This window comes from Streptomyces globisporus C-1027, from assembly GCF_000261345.2.
Taxonomy (GTDB): domain Bacteria; phylum Actinomycetota; class Actinomycetes; order Streptomycetales; family Streptomycetaceae; genus Streptomyces; species Streptomyces pakalii.
On sequence record NZ_CP013738.1, the window covers coordinates 7,143,333 to 7,165,744 of the forward strand.

General features: G+C 71.7%; 23 protein-coding genes. 15 read left to right on the forward strand and 8 right to left on the reverse strand.

What is annotated here, in order from left to right; translation table 11 throughout:
• The first annotated feature begins 8 nt into the window (after window positions 1–8).
• On the forward strand, window positions 9–869 hold the full coding sequence (locus WQO_RS31535; RefSeq protein WP_010058902.1) for an Fpg/Nei family DNA glycosylase: 861 nt from the start codon (window positions 9–11) through the stop codon (window positions 867–869).
• A gap of 9 nt (window positions 870–878) precedes the next feature.
• Here WQO_RS31535 and WQO_RS31540 read toward each other — a convergent pair whose 3' ends face one another.
• The gene (locus WQO_RS31540; RefSeq protein WP_029182129.1) at window positions 879–1,514 is read right to left on the reverse strand and encodes a zf-HC2 domain-containing protein; all 636 of its coding nucleotides are present in this window, start codon (window positions 1,512–1,514) and stop codon (window positions 879–881) included.
• 70 nt (window positions 1,515–1,584) lie between these two features.
• Between WQO_RS31540 and WQO_RS31545 the strand changes: the two genes are divergently transcribed.
• From WQO_RS31545 to WQO_RS31560, 4 genes are all read left to right on the forward strand, one after another.
• Complete coding sequence (locus WQO_RS31545) at window positions 1,585–2,337, forward strand: LytR/AlgR family response regulator transcription factor (RefSeq protein WP_010058904.1); 753 nt, start codon at window positions 1,585–1,587, stop codon at window positions 2,335–2,337.
• A 62-nt stretch (window positions 2,338–2,399) separates the two neighbouring features.
• Window positions 2,400–2,762: a hypothetical protein gene (locus WQO_RS31550; protein ID WP_050992281.1), complete on the forward strand. Its 363-nt coding sequence runs from the start codon at window positions 2,400–2,402 to the stop codon at window positions 2,760–2,762.
• The gene (locus tag WQO_RS31555; RefSeq protein ID WP_058954167.1) at window positions 2,759–4,264 is read left to right on the forward strand and encodes a sodium/solute symporter; all 1,506 of its coding nucleotides are present in this window, start codon (window positions 2,759–2,761) and stop codon (window positions 4,262–4,264) included. Before WQO_RS31550 ends, WQO_RS31555 begins: the two co-directional genes overlap by 4 nt.
• The gene (locus WQO_RS31560) at window positions 4,261–5,451 is read left to right on the forward strand and encodes a sensor histidine kinase (RefSeq protein WP_010058908.1); all 1,191 of its coding nucleotides are present in this window, start codon (window positions 4,261–4,263) and stop codon (window positions 5,449–5,451) included. The genes WQO_RS31555 and WQO_RS31560 overlap by 4 nt, the downstream gene beginning before the upstream one ends.
• 9 nt (window positions 5,452–5,460) lie before the next feature.
• On the opposite strand, the gene WQO_RS31565 is transcribed toward WQO_RS31560, so the two are convergent.
• The gene (locus WQO_RS31565; RefSeq protein WP_010058910.1) at window positions 5,461–5,979 is read right to left on the reverse strand and encodes a hypothetical protein; all 519 of its coding nucleotides are present in this window, start codon (window positions 5,977–5,979) and stop codon (window positions 5,461–5,463) included.
• A gap of 112 nt (window positions 5,980–6,091) precedes the next feature.
• Here WQO_RS31565 and WQO_RS31570 point away from each other — a divergent pair, with 112 nt between their 5' ends.
• A complete protein-coding gene (locus WQO_RS31570) occupies window positions 6,092–6,289 on the forward strand; it encodes a zf-HC2 domain-containing protein (protein WP_006129163.1) in 198 nt (65 codons plus the stop codon).
• Here the strand turns inward: WQO_RS31570 and WQO_RS31575 are convergent.
• On the reverse strand, window positions 6,223–6,795 hold the full coding sequence (locus tag WQO_RS31575; protein WP_010058911.1) for a sigma-70 family RNA polymerase sigma factor: 573 nt from the start codon (window positions 6,793–6,795) through the stop codon (window positions 6,223–6,225). The two genes, WQO_RS31570 and WQO_RS31575, sit on opposite strands and share 67 nt — an antisense overlap.
• Before the next feature lie 267 nt (window positions 6,796–7,062).
• Here WQO_RS31575 and WQO_RS31580 point away from each other — a divergent pair, with 267 nt between their 5' ends.
• Complete coding sequence (locus tag WQO_RS31580; protein ID WP_010058912.1) at window positions 7,063–8,259, forward strand: CapA family protein; 1,197 nt, start codon at window positions 7,063–7,065, stop codon at window positions 8,257–8,259.
• 27 nt (window positions 8,260–8,286) lie between these two features.
• Here WQO_RS31580 and WQO_RS31585 read toward each other — a convergent pair whose 3' ends face one another.
• Window positions 8,287–8,748, reverse strand: a complete 462-nt coding sequence (locus WQO_RS31585; RefSeq protein WP_010058913.1) for a universal stress protein — start codon at window positions 8,746–8,748, stop codon at window positions 8,287–8,289.
• 152 nt (window positions 8,749–8,900) lie between these two features.
• Between WQO_RS31585 and WQO_RS31590 the strand changes: the two genes are divergently transcribed.
• Window positions 8,901–9,752, forward strand: a complete 852-nt coding sequence (locus WQO_RS31590; RefSeq protein ID WP_010058914.1) for a polysaccharide deacetylase family protein — start codon at window positions 8,901–8,903, stop codon at window positions 9,750–9,752.
• A 67-nt stretch (window positions 9,753–9,819) separates the two neighbouring features.
• On the opposite strand, the gene WQO_RS31595 is transcribed toward WQO_RS31590, so the two are convergent.
• Window positions 9,820–10,482, reverse strand: coding sequence for a class F sortase (locus tag WQO_RS31595; RefSeq protein ID WP_010058916.1), 663 nt, complete (start codon window positions 10,480–10,482; stop codon window positions 9,820–9,822).
• A 335-nt stretch (window positions 10,483–10,817) separates the two neighbouring features.
• Between WQO_RS31595 and WQO_RS31600 the strand changes: the two genes are divergently transcribed.
• Window positions 10,818–11,300, forward strand: a complete 483-nt coding sequence (locus tag WQO_RS31600) for a hypothetical protein (RefSeq protein ID WP_010058918.1) — start codon at window positions 10,818–10,820, stop codon at window positions 11,298–11,300.
• 91 nt (window positions 11,301–11,391) lie between these two features.
• Here WQO_RS31600 and WQO_RS31605 read toward each other — a convergent pair whose 3' ends face one another.
• Together WQO_RS31605 and WQO_RS31610 are read right to left on the reverse strand one after the other, a co-directional pair.
• Window positions 11,392–11,961: a hypothetical protein gene (locus tag WQO_RS31605; protein ID WP_010058919.1), complete on the reverse strand. Its 570-nt coding sequence runs from the start codon at window positions 11,959–11,961 to the stop codon at window positions 11,392–11,394.
• 183 nt (window positions 11,962–12,144) lie between these two features.
• Complete coding sequence (locus WQO_RS31610) at window positions 12,145–12,909, reverse strand: bestrophin-like domain (protein ID WP_010058920.1); 765 nt, start codon at window positions 12,907–12,909, stop codon at window positions 12,145–12,147.
• Window positions 12,910–13,717: 808 nt separating this feature from the next.
• Between WQO_RS31610 and WQO_RS31615 the strand changes: the two genes are divergently transcribed.
• The 3 genes from WQO_RS31615 to WQO_RS31625 all read left to right on the forward strand — a co-directional run bounded on the left by WQO_RS31615 (window position 13,718) and on the right by WQO_RS31625 (window position 17,926).
• Window positions 13,718–14,680 carry an SCO0930 family lipoprotein gene (locus tag WQO_RS31615; protein ID WP_010058922.1) on the forward strand — a complete coding sequence of 321 codons (963 nt, stop codon included), beginning with the start codon at window positions 13,718–13,720 and terminating at the stop codon, window positions 14,678–14,680.
• A 256-nt stretch (window positions 14,681–14,936) separates the two neighbouring features.
• Window positions 14,937–15,755, forward strand: coding sequence for an SAM-dependent methyltransferase (locus tag WQO_RS31620; RefSeq protein WP_010058923.1), 819 nt, complete (start codon window positions 14,937–14,939; stop codon window positions 15,753–15,755).
• The gene (locus WQO_RS31625) at window positions 15,752–17,926 is read left to right on the forward strand and encodes a putative bifunctional diguanylate cyclase/phosphodiesterase (RefSeq protein WP_010058925.1); all 2,175 of its coding nucleotides are present in this window, start codon (window positions 15,752–15,754) and stop codon (window positions 17,924–17,926) included. Before WQO_RS31620 ends, WQO_RS31625 begins: the two co-directional genes overlap by 4 nt.
• Before the next feature lie 85 nt (window positions 17,927–18,011).
• On the opposite strand, the gene WQO_RS31630 is transcribed toward WQO_RS31625, so the two are convergent.
• Window positions 18,012–18,908, reverse strand: coding sequence for a LysR family transcriptional regulator (locus WQO_RS31630; RefSeq protein WP_010058927.1), 897 nt, complete (start codon window positions 18,906–18,908; stop codon window positions 18,012–18,014).
• Between the two features lie 132 nt (window positions 18,909–19,040).
• Here WQO_RS31630 and WQO_RS31635 point away from each other — a divergent pair, with 132 nt between their 5' ends.
• Genes WQO_RS31635 through WQO_RS31645 form a run of 3 tightly spaced genes read left to right on the forward strand, consistent with a single transcriptional unit; the run spans window position 19,041 to window position 22,403 of the window.
• A complete protein-coding gene (locus WQO_RS31635) occupies window positions 19,041–19,709 on the forward strand; it encodes a cytochrome b subunit (protein ID WP_010058929.1) in 669 nt (222 codons plus the stop codon).
• Window position 19,710: 1 nt separating this feature from the next.
• Window positions 19,711–21,660, forward strand: coding sequence for a fumarate reductase/succinate dehydrogenase flavoprotein subunit (locus tag WQO_RS31640; RefSeq protein ID WP_010058931.1), 1,950 nt, complete (start codon window positions 19,711–19,713; stop codon window positions 21,658–21,660).
• Window positions 21,657–22,403, forward strand: a complete 747-nt coding sequence (locus WQO_RS31645) for a succinate dehydrogenase/fumarate reductase iron-sulfur subunit (RefSeq protein WP_010058932.1) — start codon at window positions 21,657–21,659, stop codon at window positions 22,401–22,403. Before WQO_RS31640 ends, WQO_RS31645 begins: the two co-directional genes overlap by 4 nt.
• Window positions 22,404–22,412 lie beyond the last annotated feature (9 nt).

The window sequence follows — 22,412 nt, forward strand, 5'->3', positions numbered from 1 at the left end:
CTTGAGCCATGCCCGAACTGCCCGAAGTCGAAGCCCTGCGGGTCTTCCTCGACGACCACCTGGCCGGCAAGGAGATCGCCCGTGTGCTCCCCCTGGCGATCAGCGTCCTGAAGACGTACGACCCGCCGCTGACCGCCCTGGAGGGCACGAGGGTCACCTCGGTCGCCCGGCACGGCAAGTTCCTCGACATCGAGGCGGGCGGACTCCACCTGTGCACCCACCTCGCCCGGGCCGGCTGGCTCCGCTGGAAGGACTCCTTCCCCGCCGCCCCGCCCCGGCCCGGCAAGGGCCCGCTCGCCCTGCGCCTGGTGACCACGGAAGGCGACGGCTTCGACCTGACCGAGATGGGCACCAAGAAGAGCCTCTCGGTCCACCTCGTCCACGACCCCATGGACGTCCCCCGTATCGCGACTCTCGGCCCCGACCCCCTCGCCGACGCCTTCGACCGCGACACGTTCGCCGCGCTGCTCGCCGGGGAACGCCGCCAGATCAAGGGCGCGCTGCGCGACCAGTCGCTGATCGCGGGCATCGGCAACGCCTACAGCGACGAGATCCTGCACGTCGCGAAGATGTCCCCGTTCAAGCGGACCGCCGACCTGACCGAGGACGACGTCACCCGGCTGTACACGGCGCTGCGCACCACCCTGCGGGACGCCGTGGACCGCTCCAGCGGGGTGGAGGCGGGAAAGCTCAAGGCGGAGAAGAAGACCGGGATGCGGGTCCACGGCAGGACCGGCGAGGCCTGCCCGGTCTGCGGGGACACGATCCTGGAGGTCTCCTTCAGCGACTCATCGCTCCAGTACTGCCCCACCTGCCAGACGGGCGGGAAGCCGCTGGCCGACCGCAGGCTCTCCAAGTTCCTCAAGTGACCCGGGGGCTCACCGCGTCACCGTCACCAGCCGCCGCCCGTCCGCCGTGCGCACCTCGAAGTGGTCGATGCCCTCCGGCCGCAGCGCCGCCCCGCCCGACATCTCCACCGGACCGTCCTCCGTGCCCCCGGCCGACCAGCTGCCCACCGTCTCCTCGCTGCCGTCCCGGCCCACCGCGACCAGCGCGCACACGCCCACCACCGGAACCCGCGCCACCTCCAGCGCGACCGCCGTCCCCCACTCCCGCCCCGCCGCGGTCACCACCGCGGCCACCCCCGACGCCCCGTCCGTCCCGGACCACCGCTGCGTGCCCGCCCCCTCCGCCGGACCTCCCGACAGCCCGGCCACCGCCGCCGGGCCGGACACCGCCAGCACCACCGCGGCCGCCACCAGGGCGAGCCGCCGCCGGCCCGCCCTGCGTCGCCCCGCCGCCACCGCGGCCGTCAGACGCTCCGCGAGCCCGGGCCCCGGGGCCACCGGCGGCCCCACCACCGCCAGACCGTCCCGCACCCCGGCGAACTCGCCGGCCCGCACCCGGCACCCGGGGCAGTCCGCCAGATGCTCCTCGAAGCGGAAGGTGTCGGCGCTCCCGAGCACACCCAGCGCATAGGCCCCCACCCGGACGTGGGGTTCGGTCGTCTGCATGTACTGCGGTACGGGAACAAGCCGCGCATCACTCACGCCATCGGCCGCCACAGGTCCTAAACTCCGGCCCATGCTGCGCGTACTCGCCGTCGACGACGAACAACCCGCCCTGGAGGAGCTCCTCTACCTCCTGCGCGCCGACCCCCGTGTCCGCAGCGCCGAGGGCGCCACCGGTGCGACCGAGGCACTGCGCCGCATCGGCAGCGCGGTGGACGCGGGCCCCGACGACCCGTCCGCGATCGACGTGGTCTTCCTCGACATCCACATGGCCGGTCTCACCGGGCTCGACGTCGCCCAGCTCCTCGCCGGATTCGCCGCGCCCCCGCTCATCGTCTTCGTCACCGCGCACGAGGGCTTCGCCGTCCACGCCTTCGACCTCAAGGCCGTCGACTACGTCCTCAAACCGGTCCGCCGCGAACGCCTGGCCGAAGCCGTCCGCCGGGTCGCCGAACAGGTGGGGGACCGGTCCGCACCCGTCCACGACACCGCGGGCGACCAGATCCCGGTCGAGCTCGGCGGCGTCATACGCTTCATCCCCATCGACGAGATCGCCTACGCCGAGGCCCAGGGCGACTACGCCCGCCTGCACACCGCCGGCGGCAGCCATCTCGTCCGCATCCCGCTGACCACCCTGGAGGAGCGCTGGCGCTCCCGCGGCTTCGTGCGGATCCACCGCCGCCACCTCGTGGCGCTGGGCCGGATCGACGAGCTGCGCCTGGACGCGGGCAGCATGAGTGTGCGCATCGGGGAGGCCGAACTCGCCGTCAGCCGCCGCCACACCCGCGCCCTGCGCGACCTCCTGATGCGCCAGGGCGGCCGCTGACCTGGGGAGACCTTCCGACAGCCCTTCCCAGCACCACCCGGCGACGCCTACACTCCGAGCCCATGTCCGCAGAGCCAACCCCCCGGCGCGAAGTGGTCACGGGAGAGCCGCGGCGGGTGCGCCCGCTGCCCCGCTACCGCACCCAGTCGGAGATCGACGAGCAGACCGCCCTCGGCGGTGCCTACGTACGCTCGCTGATGCGCGGCCAACTGCGTGCCGGGCTCACCGTCTTCGGAGTCCTCGCCCTCGTCGCGGGCACCCTGCCGCTCCTGTTCGCCGCGCTGAACAGCTCCACCCTGGTCTGGGCGGTCCTCGGCTTCGCCACCTACCCGCCGCTCACCCTCGCCGCCTGGTGGTACGTCCGCCGGGCCGAGCGCAACGAACGCGACTTCGCCCGGCTGGTGGAGGGCCGCCCCGCCCCGTGAGCGCCCCCGACCACATGGCGTCCTGGGTGGCGGTCGCCCTCGTCGTCCTCGCCACCGTCCTCGTCGGCGGCTTCGGCCTGCGCATCTCCCGTACGACCTCCGACTTCTACGTCGCCTCCCGCACCGTGCGGCCCCGCCTCAACGCCGCCGCGATCAGCGGCGAATACCTCTCGGCCGCCTCCTTCCTCGGCGTCGCCGGGCTCGTCCTCGTCCACGGCCCCGACATGCTCTGGTACCCGGTCGGCTACACCGCCGGATATCTGGTGCTCCTGGTCTTCGTCGCCGCACCGCTGCGCCGCTCCGGGGCGTACACGCTGCCGGACTTCGCCGAGGGCCGGCTCGAATCACGGCAGGTCCGCCGCCTCGTCAGCGCCCTGGTCGTCGGCGCGGGCTGGCTCTACCTCGTACCGCAGCTCCAGGGCGCCGGGCTGACGCTGAAGATCCTCACCGGTGCTCCGGGCTGGCTCGGCGACGTCCTCGTCGCCACCGTCGTGGCGGCCGCCGTCGCCGCCGGCGGCATGCGCTCCATCACCTTCGTCCAGGTCTTCCAGTACTGGCTGAAGCTCACCGCCCTCCTCGTCCCCGCCCTCTTCCTGGTCCTCGCCTGGCAGGGCGACGGCCGGCCCCGGGTCAGCTTCGACGACCAGCTCGCCGTCTTCCGCGCCGACCACCCGCTGTACGCGACGTACGGGCTGATCGTGGCGACCTTCCTCGGCACGATGGGCCTGCCGCACGTCGTCGTCCGCTTCTACACCAGCCCCAACGGCCGCGACGCCCGCCGCACCACCGTCGCCGTCCTCGCCCTGGTCGGCCTCTTCTACCTGCTGCCGCCGATCTACGGGGCGCTCGGCCGGCTCTACACCCCCGAACTGCGGTACGGGGGAGACGCGGACGCCGCCGTCCTGCTGCTGCCCGCCCGGGTCATCGGCGGTATCGGCGGCGACTTCCTCGGGGCGCTGATCGCGGGCGGGGCGTTCGCCGCCTTCCTGTCCACCGCCTCCGGGCTCACCATGGCCGTCGCCGGGGTCATCACCCAGGACGTCCTGCCCTCGCGCGGGGTACGCCACTTCCGGCTCGCCACCGTCCTCGCCATCGCCGTGCCGCTCGTCGGCTCCCTGCTGGTGAGCCGGGTGCCGGTGGCCGACGCGGTGGGCATGGCCTTCGCGGTCTCCGCCTCCTCTTTCTGCCCGCTGCTCGTCCTCGGCATCTGGTGGCGGCGGCTCACCCCGCCCGGGGCCGTCGCGGGGCTCCTGCTCGGCGGCGGGTCCGCGCTCCTCGCCGTGGCCATCACCGTCAGCGGCGCCGTACGTCCACCGGGCTGGCCGCACGCCCTGCTCGCCTGGCCCGCCGTCTGGTCCGTCCCCGTGGGCTTCCTCGCGATGATCCTCGTCTCGCTCGCCACCCCGGGGCGCATCCCCCCGGGCACCAACGCCGCCATGACCCGCTTCCACCTCCCCGAAGCCCTCTCCTCGGCGCGGGCCGCCGCGGGGAGGGAGCGATGACCGGGGCAGCCGTCGCCGTCGTGGTCGTCCTCGCCGCACTGCTGGTCGGCGCCGGCTATCTGCTGGGGCGCCGCACCGCCCGCCCGGTGCGCCCCAGCGATGTCGGCACGCCCGTCGAGCACGCCACCTTCGAGACCCTGCACACCGCGTCGCTGGCCGCCCCGCCGCTGCGGGCCGGGCTCACCGAGGAGAGCGCCCGGCGGGCCGCCCGCAGACTGCGCTCCCTCCTCGGCACCGACGCCCTCTGCCTCACCGACCGGGAGCGGGTGCTGGTCTGGGACGGGGCCGGGCACCACCACGGCAAGGACGTGATGGAGCATCTGAAGGTGCTCCTCGACAACGGCCGCGACACCGCCTTCGACAGCGGCTGCGGCGATCTCGACTGCCCGTTGCGCTGGGCCGTCGCCGTCCCGCTCACCGTGGAGAACCGGGTCCTGGGCGCGCTCGTCGCCTACGCCCCGCGCGAGTCGGCGGTACTGGCCCGGGCGGCGGGGGAGGTGGCGCGCTGGGTCTGCGTCCAGCTGGAACTGGCCGAGCTGGACCGCTCCCGTACGCAGCTGATCGAGGCCGAGATCAAGGCCCTGCGGGCGCAGATCTCCCCGCACTTCATCTTCAACTCGCTCGCCGCCATCGCCTCGTTCGTCCGCACCGACCCCGAGCAGGCCCGCGAACTGCTCCTGGAGTTCGCCGACTTCACCCGCTACTCGTTCCGCCGGCACGGGGAGTTCACCACCCTGGCGGACGAACTGCACTCCATCGACCAGTACTTGGCCCTCGTTCGCGCCCGTTTCGGCGAACGCCTCTCCGTGACCCTCCAGGTCGCCCCCGAGGTGCTGCCGGTCGCGCTGCCGTTCCTGTGTCTCCAGCCGCTCGTGGAGAACGCCGTCAAGCACGGACTCGAAGGGGCGATCACCCGCAGCCGGATCACCATCAGCGCCCTGGACGCCGGCTCGGAGGCCGAGGTGGTCATCGAGGACGACGGGACCGGCATGGACCCCGAGCGGCTGCGGCAGATCCTGCGCGGCGAGGGCGGCACGTCCACCGGCATCGGCCTGCTCAATGTGGACGAGCGGCTGCGCCAGGTCTACGGGGACGACTACGGGCTCGTCATCGAGACCGGGGTCGGGGCGGGCATGAAGATCACGCTGCGGCTGCCCAAGTACCGTGCGGGCGTGCACGGTTCCTGAAGAAGCCCGTCAGCACAGATGGACGGCCAGATGCCCCAGCGGCAGCCCCAGCTGCCAGGCGGGCGTCCAGATCCGGACCTCCTGGTCGTCGTCCGCCGGGTCGGCCGGGGCCTCCCAGGGGGCGGGGCCGATCGCGTCGAGGTCCGCCGCGAGCAGTTCGGTCTCCTCCAGCCAGCGCCAGGCGGCCCGGGCCAGCGCCAGATCGGGGTCGCCGGGCTCGGCACACCGCTCCGACTCCGCAAGACGCTCGCAGATCCAGCTGCGCCAGGTGCCCTCGTACGCCGTGAGCACGCGCAGTTCGTCGACCCGCGGCTCGGGCAGGGCCCGCGGGGCGGGCGCGTCCCGGGGGAACTCGCACAGGAACATCGTCAGGGCCAGGGCGTCACGCCCCGCCCGGAACTCCAGCGTCGTCGGCTCCATCAGATCGCCGGTGCGTAACAGCTCGTCGGCCAGATACTCGGTGGTCAGCCAGGTCATCGGCACCCGGAGCCCGTTCCCACCGGCCTCATCCGTATCCTCGGGACGCATCCCGTCTCGCCTCTTTCCTTGCTCGGTACCGGGCTTCACGCAGCATTGAACCGGGGGCGGGCGCCCCGCGTGGGCAGAAGGGGAGGATCGCCCAGGAGATGCGAGGCTGCGAATGAGTGCCGACCCCGGCGACGACCCGCATGTGCGCCTGCTGCTGGGGGCGTACGTCCTGGACGCCCTGGACGCCGAGGAGACCTGCCGGGTCGCCCGTCACCTCCAGGGCTGCGACGGCTGCGCCCGGGTCTATGTGGAGGTGGCCGAGGCCTCCGCCCTGCTGGCGCTGCTCCGGGCGGAGGACCTGCGGGAGTAGCCGGGCAGGGTGCGCGCGAGAACCCGCAGGGCGTAGTACGAACGGGACTTGACGGTCCCCGCCGGGATCCCGAGCACCTGGGCCGTCTCGCCGACGCTCAGCCCGCGGAAGTAGATGTGCACCAGCACCGCGCGGTGCTCGGGGCTCAGCGTGCGGACCGCCTCCCGTACGTCCAGGGTGCGCACCGCGCGGTCCGCGGTGTCCAGGGCGTCCGGGGTGGTCTCCAGCACCGTGTCGCTCACCTCGACGGGGCGGGCCCGGCGGGAGCGCCGTGCGTCGATGGCGAGGCGGCGGCCGACGGTGAACAGCCACGGCCGCATCGAGTCGTAGGGCGCGTCGAACGCCTCGGGGTGCTGCCAGGCGCGTACGAGGGTCTCCTGCACCAGGTCCTCGGCCCGCTGCCGGTCCCCGAAGGTGAGGCCGAGGAGGAAGTGGAACAGGGCGGGGCCGTGTTCCCGCTGCAACTCCGCCAGGGTCCGTTCGTCGGTCGTCGTGGTGGTCTTCATGAACGTCCTCTCCCGCCGAGGCCCCTGACGGCCGCGTTGCCGACTGGCGTATACGAACGCATTCGACGGCGCGGGAACAGGCGGTGCACCGAGGCGTGCGACGAGCGGTCGCTCAGTGCGGCGAATGGTGCGGTGAACGGTCGAGGGGCCGTCAGGGTCGGCCGGTACGACCAGTTCAGCTAGGTATGCGGCAATGCTCCTTGCTTATCCGGTATGAAAATCTGTGTAGTCGGATGGTCGTAATCATCCGAACATGGAGTCGAGCAGATGACGCAGCGCATCCGACCGGGCACCGTGGCCGCCATCGCTCTGCTGCTCGCCGCGGCCACCGGCTGCACCGGGCAGCAGCCCACGGCCCCCGCGCCGAGCGGACCGCCCGCCGCCCGGGGCGCGGGCGGCCAGGGCGCCGACGGGCCCCGCCCGTTCACGCTCCTCGCCGCGGGCGACGTTCTGCCGCACTCCTCCGTCATCGACCAGGCCGCCGCCGACGCGGGAGGCGCCGGCTACGACTTCGCCCCGATGCTGGCCGGTGTCGCCCCGGTCGTCTCCGGCGCGGACCTGGCGTTCTGTCATATGGAGACGGTGTACGGGCAGGAGGGCGGCCCCTACACCGGCTACCCGAGCTTCAAGTCGCCCCCCGAGATCGCCACCGCCCTGCGCACCACCGGGTTCGACTCCTGCTCCACCGCCTCCAACCACACCCTGGACGACGGGGCCGAGGGGGTCCGGCGCACCCTCGACGCCCTGGACGAGGCGGGCGTCCGGCACGCCGGATCCGCCCGCACCGCCGCCGAGGCCGCCCGGCCCACGATCCTGCCCGCCGGGCCGGGGAAGGGCGCGGCCAAGGTCGCCCACCTCGCGTACACCTACGGCACCAACGACATCCCGCTGCCCGCCGGCCGGCCCTGGACGGTGAACGTCACCGACGAGCGGAAGATCGTCGAGGAGGCCAGGGCCGCCCGCCGGGCCGGCGCCGACGTCGTCGTCCTCTCCGCCCACTGGGGCACCGAATGGCAGGACGAGCCCGACGCGCAGCAGCGGGAGCTCGCCGAGCGGCTCACCGCTTCCACGGACCAGGGCCGCCCCGACATCGACCTCGTCATCGGCACCCACGCCCATGTGCCCCAGGCGTACGAGAAGGTCAACGGCACCTGGGTGGTCTACGGCATGGGCGACCAGATCGCCGGAGCGATGATCAACTACGAGGGCGCCCAGGATCCGCGGGGCAACCAGAGCTCGATGGGCCGCTTCACCTTCACGCCGCCCGCGAAACCCGGTGAGCGCTGGAAGGTGAAGAAGGCGGAGTTCGTCCCGCAGTGGTACGACACCGTCACCGGACGCGCCGTCAACCTCAACGCCTCCCTCGACGAGGGGGCCGGGCATCTGCGCGAGGTCCGCGACCGTATCCGTACCGTCGTCCTCGGCCGGGGAGCGGACGAGGACGGGCTCCTCATGGGCAAGTAGCGGCAAGTAGCGGTCGTCGGCGGGGCCCTACGGCACCACGGTGACCGGCCAGCGCCCCGCCTTCACCAGACGTACGGCCACCGAACCGATGAAGCGGTGCCCGGCCGACTCCGAGGCCCCGACCACCACCGCGTCCGCCTTCAGCTCGTCGGCCGCCGTCACCAGCCCGTTGTAGGGGTCGCCCCGGAAGGTGTGGAACTCCCACCGCACGTCCCACGCGTCCCTGAAGCGCTCCGTCGCCTCCCGGATCTCGGAGACCAGGGCGTCCGCGACCTCCCCCGTCGCATCGCCGACCGGTACGCCCAGGGCGGCGCCCGCCGTCATGACCGGCTGGACGTACACCAGGGCCAGCATGGCGTTCTGGCGACGGGCCAGTCCGGCGGCGTAGGCCGCCGCGCGCATCGACGAATCGGAGCCGTCGAGCCCCGCGACGATCACCTTGGGGCCGTCCGTACCGCGTTCGAACTGATGAGGCTGCTGCTCTGTCACGGCTCCGAGGCTATCGGCTCGTCCGGAGGGGGAGTCGCCGGGCCGTCGGCGGGCACCGGCGAATATGAACATAATGCGTCGATCGGGTGCAAAACGGTCGGCATGCGGTGTCGACGGGCGGGGCGGACGTCCGGCCGTGCGAGCAGTTGGCCATGACACGTGATCACACCGGACCCGAGCGCCGCACCCTGCTGAGGATCGCCCTCGGCCTCGGAACCGCCGCCGCCGTGCACCTGGCCGTCGCCGATCCGGCGTCGACGCCCAGCCGCCCCGCCCGTACCGCGGGCACCCCGCCCGCGGGGGCCGCCGGGCCTCCGGCGAACGTCCGGGGCCGGCCCTCCCCGTACCGGCTCGACCCCATGACCGCGGGCACCCCGGCCCGGTTCAGGCCGGCCAGGCCGCCCGTGCGCACCCGGCCCTTCGAGCACCTTCCCGACCTCGGGCACTCGATGGTCCTCAGCTTCGACGACGGCCCCGACCCGAAGTACACCCCGGACATCCTGGCCACCCTGCGTGAGCACCGGGTCCGCGCGATGTTCTTCGTCTGCGGCGAGATGGCCGACGGCAACCCGGACCTGCTGCGCGAGATGGCCGACGACGGGCATGTGGTGGGCAACCACTCCTGGTCCCACCCGCTGATCCCGAAGCTCTCCCGCCCCGCGATCCGCGACGAGCTGGGCCGTACCAGCGACGTGGTGGAGCGGGCGCTCGGCGCCCCGCCGCTGTGGTACCGCGCCCCCTACGGCGCGTGGAACCGCAACTCCTTCGAGATCGGGGCCGAGTTGGGCATGGAGCCGATGGCCTGGACGGTGGACACCCTCGACTGGAAGGAGCCCGGAACCGGCACCATCGTCCGGAGGGTGCTGGACGGTGCGGCGCCCGGTGTCGTCGTCCTCTCGCACGACGCGGGAGGCGACCGCTCGCAGAGTGTCGCCGCCCTGCGCCGCTATCTCCCCCGGCTGCTGGAGGCGGGTTACCGCATCACGGTGCCGCAACGCGTCTGAGCGCGCACGCCCATGGCTGTGTCCCCGGCGATCCACCGGGGACACAGCCATGTCGGGACGCGTTCGGTCAGCGGGTGTCGACGAGCCGGGCGAAGACCACCACGTTGCCGTCGTAGCCGCCCGCCTTGGAGTAGCCTCCGCCGCAGGTGATCACGCGCAGCTCCGCGTGGCCGGTGTCGCCGTAGACGCGGGGGCCGGGGAAGTCGTTCTTGGCGAAGACCTCCACCCCGTACACCTCGAAGATCCCGACCCGGCCGTCGTAGCGGGAGACCTCGACGCGGTGTCCCTTCTGGAGCGAGCCGAGGCCGTAGAAGACCGCGGGTCCGGACATGTTGTCGACGTGGCCGACCACCACGGCGGTGCCCCGCTGGCCGGGGGCGATGCCGTTCTGGTACCAGCCGGCGAGGTTGGGGTCCTCGGCGGGCGGGGCGTCGATCCACCCGCCGGCGTCCAGGTTGACGTCGATGATCGGCGCGTCCACGTCGATGGAGCCGATCTTCACCCGGGAGGCGGGGGCGTAGGGCAGCGGCTGCACCGGCTCGCCCTCCACCGGCGGGCCCGGGGCGTCCTTGCTCAGATCCAGCGAGGCGGCGGCCGCGGGCTGCGGCGGGCCCTCCTCCGAGAACTCCGTGCCGTTGCGCATGAGAGCGAGGCCGCTGAGCATCACCAGAGCGATCGCACCCCATGGCACCCGTCTGGTCCGCTCGCCCCCGGTGTGGTCCCGGCCCATGGTTCTCCCTTCGTCGCGACGCTGTGAACGTTAAGGGCGTCGCGACGGGACGGCGATCAGGGAGAGGCGAACGGGTGGCGGCGGGCCGGTCCCCGCTGGGTTCCCCTGATGGCTGACTGCCCATCGGAGTAATGAGCAGATAAAACTTCTGACGGCCCGTGACCTGCGACTCCGTCAGATGCGGAGGCTTCCGTACGGCGTGTCGCGTCACCGGGGTGGAGCAGTGCCGAAGTGCGAGCCGCCAGTCCACTGGTGAGTGTTCGTCATGGGAGACGTTCTCGTCGATCCACCGGGGGACCAGCCCCCGGGGGCGTTTCCCGCTGGAGGTTCACACGATGCGTGCTTCACGCGCTCTCGCGGTCACCGCGACCGCTTTCGCGGCCGTCGGGCTCGCGGCCCCCATGGCCGCCGCCACCAACGGCCCGGTCAACGTCGCCGTCAACCCTCAGTCCGTCCACCAGGGTGGCACGCTGAAGATCACCGCGCAGGGCTGCGGCCACGGCGGCAAGGTCTGGTCGAACGCGTTCCCGACGACCACCCTCTCCGCGGGTGACAGCACCAACTACGCCCACGCCCGGGTCCGGGACAACACGACTCCGGGGCAGTACCACCTGTCCGTGAAGTGCAACGACAACAACCGGATCGCGACGCAGAAGTTCACCGTGCTCGCCGGCAACGGCGCGCAGGGCGGGCTCGGCGGCTCGATGGGCCCGAGCTCCGTCGAGATGCAGGTCGGCGGCGGTCTCGTGGCGGCCGCGGCCGTCGGCGGCGCGGTCTTCCTCGTCCGGCGTCGGCGGACCGGCCATGCGGCGTTCTAAGGCGTCGAATCTCCCGCCCGGCCCGATACGCCCGTCGCCCCGAGTCCTGGATCAGGACCCGGGGCGACTGCCGTGCGCCACATGCTCGCGGTCAGTGGCGGCGGTCGGCGTTACGGCGACGCGCGAAGTAGAGGGCTCCCGAGGCCGCCGCGACCACCAGGGCCCCGCCGGCGGCGACCTCCACCGTGTCGGTGGTGCCGGAGCTGCCGCCGAGGCCACCGCGCACCCCGCCCGGCACGAGCGCCGTCGAGCTGGCTGTCGGGACCGTGGTGGGCGTCGGGGTCGGGGTGGGCGTGGGGCTGCTCGTCGCACCGCCGGTGATCGTCAGGTTGACGTTCCGGGAGGTGCCGGTGGAGCCGCACGTGAACGTCACCGCGTAGACGGCGCCCCGCCGCGCGTCGGAGTCGACGGTGGCGGTGGCCGTCGTGCTGCCGCTCGGGATGGTGGTGGTGTCGAAGATGCCCGAGCTGACGGTCGTCTCGCCCGTGCAGCCACCGGCGCCGAGGGTGACCCGCCCGCCCGGTGCGATGACCGAGGGGGTGATCGTCGGGTTGAACGTGCTGGAGGCCCCGTCCGGGGCGGCGAAGGCGGCGGACGGGGCGAGGAGCGTCAGGGCACCGGCGCCGAGCAGGGCGAGCGGTGCGACACGTATCGCGCGCATGGTGGATCCTCCGGGTTCCCCGAGGGGCAGCTGCGGAACCAATTTCCACATAGCAGGAAAAATGCACCTCGATGCCCGACACGCTAGGAGGGGCCCCCCCGACCCGCGATCGGGGTCCGGCGAATGGGTCACGCTGTCCCCCGACCGGCGCACCGGCCCGCTGGTCGGCCGGGGGAGCGGCGCTCAGCGGGTGATGCCCGGGAACGTGTCGATGAAGGGGTCGGCGGTCGCCGAGATGCCCCGGCCGAAGGGCGCGTCGAAGTCCCAGATAAGGAAGAGCAGGAAGGCGATCAGCGCGCTGAACAGGCCCGCCAGGAGCAGTTCGCGGAACGTTCTGCGGATCTGGAGCGTGAAGATCAGTCCCACGGTCACCAGCGCCCCGATGATCAGCCCGAACCAGACCACCCCGGGCATCGTCGCCCCGGCGTTCTGCCCCCGAGAGCTGCGGGCGTCGTCCGCAGCCGCCACCTGGTCGACCAGCGGCTGGTAGGCCTGCCCCTCGTGGTCGGTCTTCGGCTCGTAGTCGGTGACGTCCGCCCGCACCTGGTCCAGCAGTTGGGTGCCGCGCTCCGTGAGCGTGTTCCGCTCCGACATCACCTTCCACTCGTCGTTCACGACATGGCTGACATAGGCGTCGACGTCCGCCCGGATACGGTCGCGGACCTCCGCCGGGTAGACGGACGCCCGCGCCTTCACCTCGTGCAGCGCCTGCGCCTCGATGCGTACGGACTCCTGGGCGGCGCTGCGCCCCTCCCAGACCCCGGCGATGGCGAGCCCCAGGACGATCGCGTAGACCACTCCGATCATCATCGTCATGTACTCGATGACGTCGGGGGTCTCGGAGGGATCGTCGTCATCCCCGACCCGCCGGTTGTTCAGGATGACGATGATGAGGACGACCGCGCAGGCGGACGCCATGGCAATGCTCAGTACGAGCCATTCGGACATGCATCTCTCCTGGTCAGCGGGATGACCGCGGCCGCAGAACGGCAACGGCGAACACCGCCGGGGCGGTGATGAGCAGCGTCAGCGACACCAGTGACGGTCCGTTCCGCGGCTCCTTGCGGGTCGGTTTGCGGTACGTCGGCAGCGCGACGGGCCGGGGTTCGGGCGGCTCGGTCCGCACCGGGGGCTTCGGTGAGGGCGAGGGCTTCGGTGCCGGTGCCGGTGCCGGTGCCGGGGACGGAGGGGGCGCTGGTGCGGGAGGCGGAGGAGGTGGTGGAGGCGGCGGTTCCGTCACCACGGGCCGAGGCGGCGGAGGCGGCGGAGGCGGTGGTGGTGGCGGGGGAGGGGGCGGCGGAGGCGGTGGTGGCGGTGGAGCCGGTTTCGGCGGGGGCGGCGGCGGAGGCGGCTCCGGCTCGGAGACCGCGACGCAGCCCCCGTCGCCCGCCACGGCGACCGCGGAAACGCTCCCGTCCTGCCCGATCGACGCCACCGCGCAGCTGTCGGCGGTCGCGGGCGGCGGCAGGGCCGTCAGCCAGAGGAGAGAAGCGACTGCCGTGAGTCGCGCGATGCGTGATGCGTACACGACGGGCAGCATGATCGACGTTTCCGGGGAACACGCGGTCGACGCAGGGGATTCGCCTGATCGTGGGATCAATAGGCCATCCGTGTTTACCGGGTCGGCCCGACCCGCCGCATTCTTCTCGCGGTTCCTTTGAACGCGACCCCGTCGGCGTCCCGTACCTAGGGCCACGAACGGCGCGGTCCCGCGCCGGAATCACCAGCGCTACGACGAAGCACCACGGGAGTCGACATGAACACCTGGCGCAACGCCTCGCTCGCGGTCACCGCGGCGGCTCTGTTGACGCTCACGACGGCGTGCGGTCAGGAGCAGGGCACGTCGCCGAACGGCCAGGCGGTGGGCAACGCCGCCCCGGCCCAGCAGCCCGCCGAGAGCGGGTACGGATCGGCCGGCGGGGGATACGGCTCCGGGGCCGACGCCGAGGCGGCGGAACCGAAGGAGGCCGGTCAACTCGCCGTGCAGGGAAGCAAGGAGCTCGGAAAGGTGCTCACCGACAGCGAGGGCTTCACGCTCTACCGCTTCGACAAGGACTCCGCGAACCCGCCGAAGTCGAACTGCGACGGCGACTGCGCCACCGCATGGCCGGTGGTGGCATCGGGCAACGCCGTCGCCGCCGCCGGCACCGACGAGGAACTGCTCGGCGAGGTCAGCCGCCCCGACGGCACCAGCCAACTCACCGTCGACGGCTGGCCGATGTACCGGTACGCCAAGGACACCGCACCCGGCCAGGTCAACGGACAGGGAGTCGGCGGCACCTGGTTCGCCGCGGCCCCGGACGGGAAGAAGGCGGCGAAGAACGCCGACAGCGAGGGGGTCGCCGAACCGGCCGATCCCGCGGGACTTTCCGTCCGCAAGGATCCGGAACTCGGCGACATCGTGGTGGACGGCCGGGGCATGACGGTTTACCGCTTCACCAAGGACTCCGCCTGGCCCATGAAGACGGCCTGCACCGGCGAGTGCCTCAAGAAGTGGCCGGTGGTCGAACCCGTGGCCAAGAATGCGGTGGACGGTGTCACCACGAAGGGATTCGTCACCTTCGACCGCCCCGACGGCATCAAGCAGCAGACCATCGACTGCTGGCCGATCTACACCTTCGCGGGCGACAAGAAGCCCGGAGACACCAACGGGCAGGGTGTCGGCGGAACCTGGTACGCCGTTTCACCGGATTCCAAACTCGTCGGCGCCACCAAGTAATCACGGACTCCGCAGAACAATCGCCCAGGAGCCCCAAGTGGCCCCGAACCACCGGGAAACGGCGCCCGGAGTGCCGGTCCGTCGCTGTCCGCACACGCGCAGCGACGGACCGGCCGGGTATGCCACCTGAGTGTGACCAATAACGGATCGCTAATTTCCGTTTCCACTCGCTCTCTTGGCGGCCGATCAGTAGCCTCTGGTCAACACTGACCATGAACATGGCCGGATCGCCGTGGCGAACTTGTTGGAGACATCGATGGAGCGTCCCGCCTGGGCACCGCAGGGCATAGACATTTCGGTGCCGAGCGTGTCCCGCATGTACGACTTCTATCTGGGCGGATCGCACAATTTCGAGGTGGACCGGGAAGCCGCGCGCAAGGCCATGGAGTTCCTCCCGGGCCTTCCCAAGATCATGCAGGCCAATCGCGCCTTTATGCGCCGGGCCGTCCGCCACGCCGTCGACTCGGGCATCGACCAGTTCCTGGACATCGGCTCCGGCATCCCGACGTTCGGCAACGTCCACGAGGTCGCCCAGGCCGCCGACCCCGGCGCCAAGGTGGCCTACGTCGACCACGACCCGGTCGCCGTCGCCCACAGCCAGGCCGTCCTGGAGGGCAACGACCGCGCGGTCATCGCCGCCGCCGACCTGCGCCGCCCCAAGGAGATCCTGGCGAACCCGGAGATCACCGGACTGCTCGACCTCGACCGGCCGGTGGCCCTGCTGCTCGTCGCGGTGCTCCACTTCATCGAGGACGCCGACGAGCCGTACGCCGCGGTCGCCGAACTGCGTGAGGCACTAGCCCCCGGCAGTCTCCTCGTCCTCACCCACGCCTCGTACGAGGGCATCCCGCTGCCCAAGGAGGAGGCGGCCGGCACGGTCGGCGTCTACAAGAACATCCGCAACCCGCTGATCATGCGCTCGCACGAGGAGATCGGCCGCTTCTTCGAGGGCTACGAGATGGTCGAACCGGGACTCGTGTCGATGCCCGAATGGCGGCCCGACACCCCGCAGTCGCCGGAGCAGGAAGACCCGTACGCCTTCTCGGGCTTCGGCGGGGTCGGGCGCAAGGCGTGAGCATTCCCGCCCAGGCGTCCGGAGAGCCGGACGCGGAACCCGACGGCCCCGAGGGCCGGCTCCGGAGATTCGCCAGAATCTGGAGCCGGGCCATCTTCCCTCTGACGGCCACCTCCCTCACCCGGCCGGAGTTCGAACAGCATCTGCTGCCCCTGGCACGCGAGCTGAACGACATCCTGCACGCGCACCCCTTCGACGCCTCGCCCGCCCAGCGGATCGGCGCGGCCCTGATCGACGCGCACTGCACCGATCCGGACGCCCTCAGCTCCACGCTCGGCGTGGTCGACTCCTACCTCGTCCTCTACTGCGGCGGCAACGGACCCGGCCCGCTGTCCACCGAGGACGGCCGGGCCCGCTGCGCCCGGATCCAGCACACGCTGGCCGCCGGGTTCACCGGGGCCCTGCGCGAGCGCACGCTCGCCGAGCAGGAGGCCATCGCCCGCTCGGCGCTGACGGCCCGCTCGCACGCCGAAGAAGCCCTGCACGCCACCGAGGCCCGGTTCCGCGCGGTCTTCAAGGACGCCGCCATCGGCATCGGCATCGCGGACCTGGACGGCAACATCCTGGAGATCAACGACACGCTCACCAGGATGTTCGGCGGTCTCGAACACCACGTCCGCAGCCACAAGGTGAACGAGTGGGTCCACCCCGAGGACTCGCCGCAGGTGTGGAAGTACTACGACGAGCTGGTACGCGGCGAACGCGAGCACTACCGGGTCGAGAAGGCGTACTACCGCAACGACGGCACCGTCCTGTGGACCAACCTCACCGTTTCGCTGCTGCGCGACTCCGAGGGCCGCCCCGAGTACCAGCTCGCGCTGATGGAGGACACCACCGAGCGCCGGCTGCTCAACCTGCGGCTGCGGTACGAGGCCACCCACGACGCGCTCACCGGCCTGCCCAACCGGACCCTGTTCTTCGAGCGCCTGGAGAAGGCCCTCGCCGCCCAGGAGGGTGTCCGCTTCGGTCTCTGCTACCTCGACCTCGACGGCTTCAAGGCCATCAACGACAGCCTCGGGCACGCCGCCGGCGACCGCCTGCTGGTCGAGGTCGCCGACCGGCTCCAGAGCTGCGCCACCGCGCCCGGCGAGATGGTCGCCCGGCTCGGCGGCGACGAGTTCGTCGCCCTGACAACCGGACCGGACACGGCCGAGGAGGTGCACGAACTGGCCGGCCGGATCCTGAACGCACTCGCCACCCCGATCCGCCTCGACGGGCGCGAGCTCTCCGTCCGGGGCTCGATCGGCATCGTCGAAGGGCCGTCCGGGGAGCGCAGCGCCGCCGAGGTGCTGCGCAGCGCCGACATCACGATGTACCGGGCCAAGGCGGCGGGCGGCAACCGTTTCCAGCTCGCCGACGCGGAGGCCGACGCGCGCGCCATCACCCGGCACGGGCTGACCACCGCGCTCCCGGCCGCCCTGGACCGGGGCGAGTTCTTCATCGAGTACCAGCCGCTCGTGCACCTGGGTGACGGCACGGTGCACGGCGCGGAGGCGCTCGTACGGTGGTGCCATCCGCAGCACGGGGTGCTCGGCCCCGACCGGTTCATCCCGCTCGCCGAGCACACCGGCCTCATCGTGCCGCTCGGCCGCTGGGTGCTGGAGGAGTCCGTACGGCAGGCGAACTTCTGGCAGGAGCGGCACAGCGACGGCGGCCCGCTGCGGATCAACGTCAACCTGTCGCCGACCCAGCTGCACCACCCCCGGCTGGTCGCGGAGACGGTCGACGTGCTGGAACGTTCCGGTCTGGAGCCGGGAGCGCTCTGCCTGGAGGTGACCGAGTCCGCCCTGATCGGGGCGGACGACGATCTCCTCAAGCCCCTGCGGCAGCTCGCGGAGATGGGCGTCGACATCGCGCTCGACGACTTCGGCACGGGCTACTCGAACCTGGCGAACCTGCGCCGGCTGCCGGTGAGCGTGCTCAAGCTGGACCGTTCCTTCACCCGGGGTATGCAGCAGCATCCGGCGGACCCGGTCGATCTGAAGATCGTCGAGGGCATCGTGTCGCTGGCCCACAGCCTGGAGCTGGCCGTCACGGTGGAGGGCGTGGAGACGGGCGCACAGGCCGAGCAGCTGCGCCGGATCGGCTGCGACACCGCCCAGGGCTGGTACTACGCCCGCCCCGGGGCTCCGGACCGCATTCACTCCCTGCTGCTGGCGGACGCGGTCTGATCCGTCGGCCGGGCGGGGACCCGCGCCGGGCGACGACCGCGCGCCCGGCCGCCGCCCGGCAGGCCGTGCGCCCGGTGCCGCCCGGTCAGCCGGGCACCGGCCGGTGCTCCAGCAGCATCCGCTGGAGCTCGCGCGAGGCCCGGGGCGGGTCCACGTCGCTGCGGTGCGCCAGCGCGATCGTGCGCCGCAGCCCGCCCCCGGCCAGCGTGGTCCTGCGCAGGTCGTGGCCCGCCCGGGCGGCGACCATGCTCGGCACCACGGCGATGCCGAGCCCCGCCCGTACGAAACCGAGCACCGCGTCCATCTCGCCGCCCTCGACGGTGAACGTCGGCTCGAAGCCCTCCGCGCGGCATGCGGCGAGTGTCAGCTCCCGCAGGTTGTACCCGTGCCGGAACATCACCAGCGGTGCTCCCTCCAGATCCGCGATCCGGATCGAGCCGTCCCGTCCCGGCGGAGGCTCCGTCGCGGCGGAGACCACCACCAGGTCCTCCCGCAGCAGCTCCACCGTGGTCAGCGCGGGCGAGGCGGCCGGCAGCGGCAGCACCACCAGCGCCAGATCGAGCGCCCCGCGCGCCAGCTGACGTACGAGATCGTGCGAGCCGCCCTCCTCCAGCAGCAGCCGCACCCCCGGATGCCGGTCGTGGAAGGCGCGCAGCAGGTCCGGCAGCAGCCCGGTGCACAGGCTGGGCGTCGCCCCGAGACGCACCCGGCCGCTGCGCAGCGAGACCAGCTCCTGGACCTCGTGGCGCGCCGTCTCCGCGTCGGCGAGGATCCGCCGGGCCAGCGGCAGCAGCGCCTCGCCCGCGTCGGTGAGGGTGATGTTGCCCCGGGCCCGGCTGAACAGATCCGCGCCCAGCTCCGCCTCCAGCGCCCGGATCTGCTGGGAGAGCGAGGGCTGCGACACATGCACCGCCTCGGCGGCCCGGGTGAAGTGCCGGGCCTCGGCGACGGCCACGAAGTAGGTGAGCTGCTGGAAGTGCATACGCCGACGATAAGCCTCACCGATAGGCGCTGCCTATGGAGATCAGCTGGACCATGTCTTGGACTGATCGGGCCTTCCGCCCCTACCGTCGTGTCCATGGCATTGGCAACGCGGACGGACCGACGGCCGTCGATGACGCGTACGCTCTGGGACTCGACCGTCGGCAAGAAGACGATCATGGCCGTGACCGGTCTGGTCATGCTCGGATATCTCGTCGCCCACATGGTGGGCAACCTGAAGATCTTCTTCGGACCCGGTGAGTTCGACGGGTACGCCCACTGGCTGCGCACCATGGGCGAACCGATCCTGCACTACGAGTGGGCGCTCTGGCTCGTCCGTGTGGGGCTCGTCGCCGCCGTCGTGCTGCACGGCGTCTCGGCTTACCAGCTGAGCCGCCGCGACATCAGGGCGCGCCCGGTCAAGTACGTCCACAAGAGGCCCCGCGCGAGCTACGCCACCCGGACCATGCGCTGGGGCGGAATCATCCTCGCGCTCTTCATCGTCTGGCACATCCTCGACCTGACGACCGGCACCGTGCACACGAGCTTCGAGGCCGGGCACCCGTACCAGAACGTCATCGACACCTTCTCCACCTGGTACGGCAACGTCATCTACATCGTCGCGGTGCTCGCCATGGGCCTCCACGTCCAGCACGGATTCTGGAGCGCCGCACAGACCCTCGGCGTCGGCAACGCGACCCGCGACCGCATCCTGAAGACCCTCGCAGGCGTCCTCGCGGCGGTGCTGACCCTGGGCTTCGTCTCCGTACCCGTCGCCGTCATGACCGGAGTGGTGAGCTGACATGCCCGACTACACGCAGTACCGCACGGGCGAGCCCGCCGTCGACACCAAGGCCCCCGAGGGCCCCGTCAACGAACGCTGGGACACCCGCCGCTTCCAAGCCAAACTCGTGAACCCCGCCAACCGGCGCAAACACACCGTCATCGTCGTCGGCACCGGGCTGGCCGGCGGCGCGGCCGGCGCCACCCTCGCCGAACAGGGCTACCACGTCGTCCAGTTCTGCTTCCAGGACTCGCCCCGGCGCGCCCACTCGGTCGCCGCCCAGGGCGGCATCAACGCCGCAAAGAACTACCGCAACGACGGCGACTCCATCCACCGGCTGTTCTACGACACCGTCAAAGGCGGCGACTTCCGCGCCCGGGAGTCCAACGTCCACCGGCTCGCCCAGATCTCCGTCGAGATCATCGACCAGTGCGTCGCCCAGGGCGTCCCCTTCGCCCGCGAGTACGGCGGCCTCCTCGACAACCGCTCCTTCGGCGGCGTCCAGGTCTCCCGTACGTTCTACGCGCGCGGCCAGACCGGACAGCAGCTCCTCCTCGGCGCCTACCAGGCGCTCTCCCGGCAGATCGCCACCGGCGGCGTCGAACTCCACGCCCGCACCGAGATGCTGGACCTGATCGTGGTCGACGGAAAGGCACGCGGCATCGTGGCGCGCGACCTCGTCACCGGAAAGATCGACACCTACTTCGCCGACGCCGTCGTCCTGGCCACCGGCGGCTACGGCAACGTCTTCTACCTGTCGACCAACGCCATGAACTCCAACGCCACCGCGATCTGGCGGGCCCACCGGCGCGGCGCCTACATGGCCAACCCCTGCTTCACCCAGATCCACCCCACCTGCATCCCGCGCACCGGCGACCACCAGTCCAAGCTGACGCTGATGAGCGAGTCGCTGCGCAACGACGGCCGCATCTGGGTCCCCAAGGCCGAGGGCGACACCCGCCCGGCCAACCAGATCCCCGAGGACGAGCGCGACTACTACCTGGAGCGCATCTACCCCGCCTTCGGGAACCTGGTGCCCCGCGACATCGCCTCCCGCGCCGCCAAGAACGTCTGCGACGAGGGGCGCGGCGTCGGCCCCGGCGGGCAGGGGGTCTACCTGGACTTCGCCGAGGCCATCCAGCGCATGGGCCGCAAGACCGTCGAGGCGAAGTACGGCAACCTCTTCGACATGTACCAGCGGATCACCGACGAGGACCCCTACACGGTCCCCATGCGGATCTATCCCGCCGTGCACTACACGATGGGCGGCCTCTGGGTCGACTACGACCTCCAGACCACCATCCCCGGCCTCTTCGCCATCGGCGAGGCCAACTTCTCCGACCACGGGGCCAACCGGCTCGGCGCCTCCGCCCTGATGCAGGGCCTCGCCGACGGCTACTTCGTCCTGCCCTCCACCATCAACGACTACCTCGCCCGCAACCCGCACACGGAGAACGTCGACGCCGAACACCCCGCCGTCGCCGAGGTGGTGGCGGAGACCGAGGACCGCATCAACCTGCTGCTCTCCGTCGACGGCGACCGCACCCCCGACTCCTTCCACCGTGAGATCGGTGAACTCATGTGGGAGTACTGCGGGATGGCCCGCACCGAGGACGGCCTGCGCAAGGCGCTCGCGAAAATCCCCGAGATCCGCGAGGAGTTCTGGCGCCGCATCAAGGTCCCGGGAACCGGCGAGCAGTTCAACCAGTCGCTGGAGAAGGCGAACCGCATCGTCGACTACCTGGAGCTCGCCGAGCTCATGTGCCTCGACGCCCTGCACCGCGCCGAGTCCTGCGGCGGCCACTTCCGCGAGGAGTCCCAGACCCCGGACGGCGAGGCCGAACGGCGCGACGAGGAGTTCTCCTACGCCGCCGCCTGGGAGTTCACCGTCACCGGCGGCGCCCCCGTCCTGCACAAGGAAGACCTCGTCTTCGAGTACGTCCACCCCACCCAGCGGAGCTACGCATGAAGCTCACCCTGCGCGTCTGGCGTCAGCGCAACGCCGAAGAGCCCGGCGCCATGGCCACCTACGAAGTCGACAACATCTCCGCCGACATGTCGTTCCTGGAGATGCTCGACACCCTCAACGAGGAACTCACCCTGGCCGGGGAGGAGCCCGTCGCCTTCGACCACGACTGCCGCGAGGGCATCTGCGGCGCGTGCAGCCTCGTCATCAACGGCGACGCCCACGGCCCGGAGCGCACCACCACCTGCCAGCTCCACATGCGGTCCTTCTCCGACGGCGACACGATCGACATCGAGCCCTGGCGCGCCTCCGCCTTCCCGGTCATCAAGGACCTGGTCGTCGACCGCTCCTCGTTCGACCGGATCATCCAGTCCGGCGGCTACATCTCCGCTCCCACCGGCACCGCCCCGGACGCCCACGCCACTCCGGTGCCCAAACCGGACGCCGACTTCGCCTTCGAGCACGCCGAGTGCATCGGCTGCGGAGCCTGCGTCGCCGCCTGTCCCAACGGCTCGGCGATGCTCTTCACCTCGGCGAAGGTCAACCACCTCAACGTCCTGCCGCAGGGCGCCCCCGAACGCGAGACCCGCGTCCTGGACATGGTGGCCCAGATGGACGAGGAGGGCTTCGGCGGCTGCACCCTGACCGGCGAGTGCGCCACGGCCTGCCCGAAGGGCATCCCGCTGCCGTCGATCGCCGCGATGAACAAGGAGTGGCTGCGGGCGACCCGCAAAGTCCGCCGCTGACCAGGTGAG